Annotated in this window: 4 protein-coding genes; 3 read left to right on the top strand and 1 reads right to left on the bottom strand. The window is 72.5% G+C overall.

Annotated features, from left to right (window positions below; all coding sequences use genetic code 11):
* The 3 genes from CCN56_RS32950 to CCN56_RS32940 all read left to right on the top strand — a co-directional run.
* A partial coding sequence (locus tag CCN56_RS32950) for an aldehyde dehydrogenase family protein (protein WP_143664696.1) occupies nucleotides 1–955 on the top strand: 955 nt, incomplete at its 5' end.
* A gap of 85 nt (nucleotides 956–1,040) precedes the next feature.
* Nucleotides 1,041–2,396, top strand: coding sequence for an aspartate aminotransferase family protein (locus tag CCN56_RS32945; protein WP_086831528.1), 1,356 nt, complete (start codon nucleotides 1,041–1,043; stop codon nucleotides 2,394–2,396).
* A gap of 144 nt (nucleotides 2,397–2,540) precedes the next feature.
* Nucleotides 2,541–4,046, top strand: coding sequence for an APC family permease (locus tag CCN56_RS32940; RefSeq protein WP_256962310.1), 1,506 nt, complete (start codon nucleotides 2,541–2,543; stop codon nucleotides 4,044–4,046).
* Between the two features lie 65 nt (nucleotides 4,047–4,111).
* Here CCN56_RS32940 and CCN56_RS32935 read toward each other — a convergent pair.
* Nucleotides 4,112–4,916: M1 family aminopeptidase (locus tag CCN56_RS32935; protein WP_143664695.1), on the bottom strand; the 805-nt coding region annotated here is incomplete at its 5' end.

The following is a 4,916-nucleotide window of genomic DNA, read 5'->3' as shown; positions in this document are numbered from 1 at the left end:
TGGAGGCCGAGCGCCCGCCCTGGCCGCCGGCAACAGCGTCGTACTGAAGCCCGCCGAGCAGTCCCCGCTCTCCGCCCTGCTCCTCGCCGAGCTCGCCGCGGAGGCCGGCCTGCCGGACGGCGTGCTGAACGTCGTCCCCGGCCCGGGGGAGACGACCGGGCGGGCGCTCGGCCTCCACCCGGACGTGGACACCCTCGTCTTCACCGGGTCCACCGCCGTGGCCAAGCGGTTCCTCACCTACTCCGCCGAGTCCAACATGAAGCAGGTCTGGCCCGAGGCCGGCGGCAAGAGCCCCAACCTGGTCTTCGCCGACGCCGACCTGGACGCGGCCGCGGAACGCGCCGCCTGGGGCTTCGTCTACAACGCCGGGCAGGTGTGCTCCGCCAACACCCGGCTGCTCGTCGAGGCCTCCGTCGCCGAGGAGTTCACGGCCCGCGTCGCCGAGCACGCCCGCACCTGGCTGCCCGGCGACCCGCTCGACCCCGCGACCCGCCTCGGACCGCTCGTCGACGAGGCCCAGGCGGTACGCGTCCTCGAAGCCGTGCGGTCATCGGGCGGCACGCTCGTGTGCGGCGGCACGCGACCCGACCGGGACGGCGCCTACCTCGACCCCACTGTCGTCACCGGCCTCGGCCCCGACGCCCCGCTCGTCCGGGAGGAGCTCTTCGGCCCCGTCCTCACGGTGCTCCCCTTCCGGGACGAGGCCGAGGCGATCCGCCTCGCCGACGACTCCGCCTACGGCCTCGCCGCCTCCCTGTGGACCCGGGACCTCGGCCGCGCCCACCGCGTGTCCGACGCCCTGCGCGCCGGGACCGTGTCCGTCAACACGGTCGACGCGCTCAGCCCGTACACCCCCTTCGGCGGGTTCAAGCAGTCCGGCCACGGCCGTGACCTCTCCCTGCACTCCTTCGACAAGTACACCGGCCTGAAGACCACCTGGATCGCGTACGGCTGACCCGCCGGCGACCGGAAAGCCGCCGGCGCAGCACCCGACCCGACACCCGCACCGACACCCTCACCCCAGCAAGGGACCCACCACCATGACCAGCGACCACACCGCAGACCTGACCCGCCTCGACCGGGCGCACATCATCCACCCCTACCTGCCGGGCACCGCCACCGAGCGCGTGATCATGGCCTCCGGTTCCGGCTGCCGGCTCACCGACACCGAGGGCCGTGACTACCTCGACGCCACCGGCGGCCTCTGGCTCGCCCAGATCGGCCACGGCCGCGAGGAGGTCGCCGACGTCGCCCACGAGCAGATGAAGAAGCTCGAGTACTTCACCAGCTTCTGGGAGTTCTCCAACGAGCCGGCCGTCAAGCTCGCCGCCCGCCTGGCCGAGATCGCCCCCGCCCCGCTCAACCACGTCTACTTCACCTCCGGCGGCTCCGAGGGCAACGAGGCGGCCATCAAGATGGCCCGCTACTACCACCACCGGCGCGGCGAGGGCAGCCGGACGTGGATCCTGGCCCGTAGCAAGGCCTACCACGGCATCGGCTACGGCGGCGGCTCGGCCACCGGCTTCCCCGTCTACCACGAGGGCTTCGCCCCGATGATGCCGCACGTCTCCCACCTCACGCCCCCGTGGCCGTACCGCAGCGAGCTCTACGACGGACAGGACCCGACCGACTTCCTCATCCGCGAACTCGAGGAGCGCATCGCCGAGATCGGCCCGAAGAACATCGCCGCCATGATCGGCGAGCCCATCATGGGCGTCGGCGGCATGCTCGTCCCGCCGGCCGACTACTGGCCCCGGGTGCGCGAGGTCCTCGACCGGCACGGCATCCTGCTCGTCTTCGACGAGGTCGTCACCGCCTACGGCCGGGTCGGGGAGTGGTTCGCCGCCCAGTACTTCGACGTCACCCCGGACATCATCGTCACCGCCAAGGGCATCACCTCCGGCTACGTGCCGCTCGGCGCCCTCCTGGTGAGCGACGGCCTCGCCGAGGTGCTCCTGCGCGACCACGGCTTCCCCATGGGCTACACGTACAACGGCCACCCCGTCGCCACCGCCGTCGCCCTCGCCAACCTCGACATCATCGAGCGGGAGGGGCTGCTCGCCCGTGCCACGAGCGGGGGCTCCTTCCTCCACGGCGAACTGGAGGCGCAGCTGGGCGGCCTGCCGATCGTCGGCGAGATCCGCTCCGTCGGCATGATGCTGGCCGTCGAACTGGTCCAGGACCGCGCCACCCGCGCACCCCTGCCCCTCGACCCGGCCCGCATGCCCCACGACGTCATCCGCCGCGAAGCCGGCGTGATCGTGCGGGACTCCGCCCACAGCCTGGTCCTGTCCCCGCCGCTCGTCATGACCGAGACCGAGGCCAAGGAAGTGGCGACCGCGCTGCGCGGCGTCCTGGAGCGCACCACGCCCACCGGCGAGATCCGCCCCGCCTGACACCGCCCGGGAGGCCCGGTGCCCCCGCCGGGCCTCCCCGACACGGACGCCACGCCGTCACCGTGCCCGTGCGCGGACGACGCCACGCCGTCGCCGCGCTCGCGCACCTGCTCGCAGTACCCCTCTCCCCGCTAGGAACTGCCCGTGTCCTCCCACCTGTCGTCCACCGACTCGCGCGCTCCCCACACCACGACCGCCCTGCGGCGCAGCCTGAAGCGCCTCGACATCACCGCCCTGGCCATCGCCGCCGTCATCTCCTTCGACACCGTCGGGCAGATCGCCACCGGCGGCGGCGAGGCCGCCACCTGGACGGCGGCCCTCGCGCTGTTCTTCCTCGTCCCCTACGCCCTGCTGTTCGCCGAGACCGGCGCCGCGTTCCCGCAGGAGGGCGGCCCGTACGTCTGGGTCAAGCTCACCCTCGGCCGTTCGGCGGCCGCGCTCACCACCCTGCTCTACTGGGTGACCAACCCGATCTGGCTGGGCGGCTCCCTGGTCTTCCTCGCCGCCGAGACCTGGGACGGCTTCGTCTTCCACCTCGGCTCGGGCACCTTCGCCGACTACACGTTCAAGCTGCTGTTCGTGTGGACCGCCATCCTCACCGCCGTCGTCTCCCTCAGCCGCGGCAAGTGGATCACCACCCTCGGCGCCGCGGTGAAGGTCCTCACCCTCGCGGTGTTCACCCTGACCGCCCTGCTCTACGGGCTCGAACACGGCTTCCACGGCCTCACCGACGCCCACTTCACCCCGACCACGGCCGGATTCCTCGCCCTCGTGCCGATCCTGCTCTTCGCGTACGTCGGCTTCGAGGCCCCCAACGCCGCCGGCGAGGAGATGCACGACCCGCAGCGCGACGTGCCCGCCGCCCTGGGACGCTCCGCGTCCGTCGCCGCCTGCTGCTACCTGCTGCCCGTCCTCGCGCTCCTCGCCGTCGTCCCCGCCCACCAGGTCACCGGCATCGGCGGCTTCATGGAGGGCGCCCGCCTCGTGTTCGGCATCTACGGCCCCGCGGCCGGCCCGCTCCTGACGCTCACCGCCGTCATGTTCGTCCTCGCCCTCCTCACCCAGGGCAGCGCGTGGATGATCGTCAGCGACCGCATGCAGGCGATGGCCGCCGCCGACGGCGGCTCCTTCACCCGCAGGCTCGGCGCCTTCCACCCCCGGCTCGGCACGCCCGTGCGCACCAACCTGCTCTCCGGAGCGGTGGCCACCGTCTTCATGATCGTGGCCATGCGGGTCGCGGAGGGCGACGCGGGCGCGGTCTTCGCCGTGGTCCTCACCGTGGCGGTCACCACGCTCCTGCTGTCCTACCTGGTGATCGTCCCCGCCCTCGTCCTGCTCCGGCTGCGCCGACCCGAGGTCGTACGGCCCTACCGCGTCCCGTTCGGCAACCGCGGCTTCATGACCTGCGCGGCCCTTGTCTACGCCTGGATCCTCGTCGGCTCCTGGTGCGCCCTCTTCCCCGGAACCCTGGAGGCGCTCCTCGGCATCGAGTACGCCTTCGACGACATCTGGGGCATGTCCCGGGCGGCGTTCGAGGCCTTCACCCTCGGCACGGTCGCCGTCCTGCTCCTGGTCGGTGCCGTCGGCCTGGCGATCGCCCGAAGGGAGAGCCCCGACGCACAGACGCACGGCGACGAACCGTCGCATTGAACGGACGCCGGACGCCGGACGCCGGGCCGGGCCGCGTACGGCCCCGCCCGGCGTCGGTTCCGTCGTCAGAGGATCCGGTGCTGCCTCCAGAACGGGCCGAGGTCCTTCGCCGTCGCCGCCTGCGCCGCGCGCTTGAAGTCCGCGGTGGTGGCGACGCCCCGCCAGTGGTCCCGTACGTAGCCGCGCATCATGGCCGCCATCGCCTTGCCGCCCAGGATGCGTTCCAGGTCGTGCAGGGCGCAGCCGCCGCGCATGTAGACGACCCGGACGTACTCGGAACGGTGCCCGTTTGCGTAGTAGCCCATGGACCGGGTGAGGGCGGCGGTGTCGCTGGGCCACTCGCCCTGGTCCTCCCAGCAGGTCGTGGTGTCGTCCCGGTAGTACGACCGGTTCGCGTACTGGGCGAAGGACTCGTCCAGCCACGGTGCCGCGAACTGGTCGTTGCCGACGATGCCGTAGAACCACTGGTGGGCGATCTCGTGCACGACGGCCGACCCCTCGGGCTCGGTCCACAGCAGGACGAGGCCCGGGAACTCCATGCTGCCGAAGTCGTCGAGGGTGTCGCTCATGACGAGGTCGAGTTCCCCGTACGGGTAGCGCCCGAACCGCTTCCCGAACTGGTCGACCGAGCCGACGGCGTCCTTCAGGTCGACGGCGACGCCCTCGGGGGAGGTGGTGGCGGTCCAGTACGCGTTCAGCCGCACTCCGCCGGGCGTCGTCACCGTCCTCGTACGGAAGGGGCCCGCCGCCCACGCGAAGTCCCGCACCCCGCGCGCGACGCTCGTGCTCACCGTGCGGCCGGGCGCGCCCGGCCGCCGGGTCGTGGTCCCCGTCGAGGGGACCAGGAGCGCGTCCGGGTGGTCGAGCACG

Source organism: Streptomyces sp. NRRL B-24572 (assembly GCF_002156145.1).
Lineage (GTDB): Bacteria > Actinomycetota > Actinomycetes > Streptomycetales > Streptomycetaceae > Streptomyces > Streptomyces vietnamensis.
Note: the sequence above shows the minus strand (reverse complement) of the source record. Positions and strands in the feature narration are given on the sequence as shown.

Coding starts and splice junctions, on each gene's coding strand:
- CCN56_RS32945 (WP_086831528.1), top strand. CDS start 1,041: ATGACCAGCGACCACACCGCAGACCTGACCCGCCTCGACCGGGCGCAC.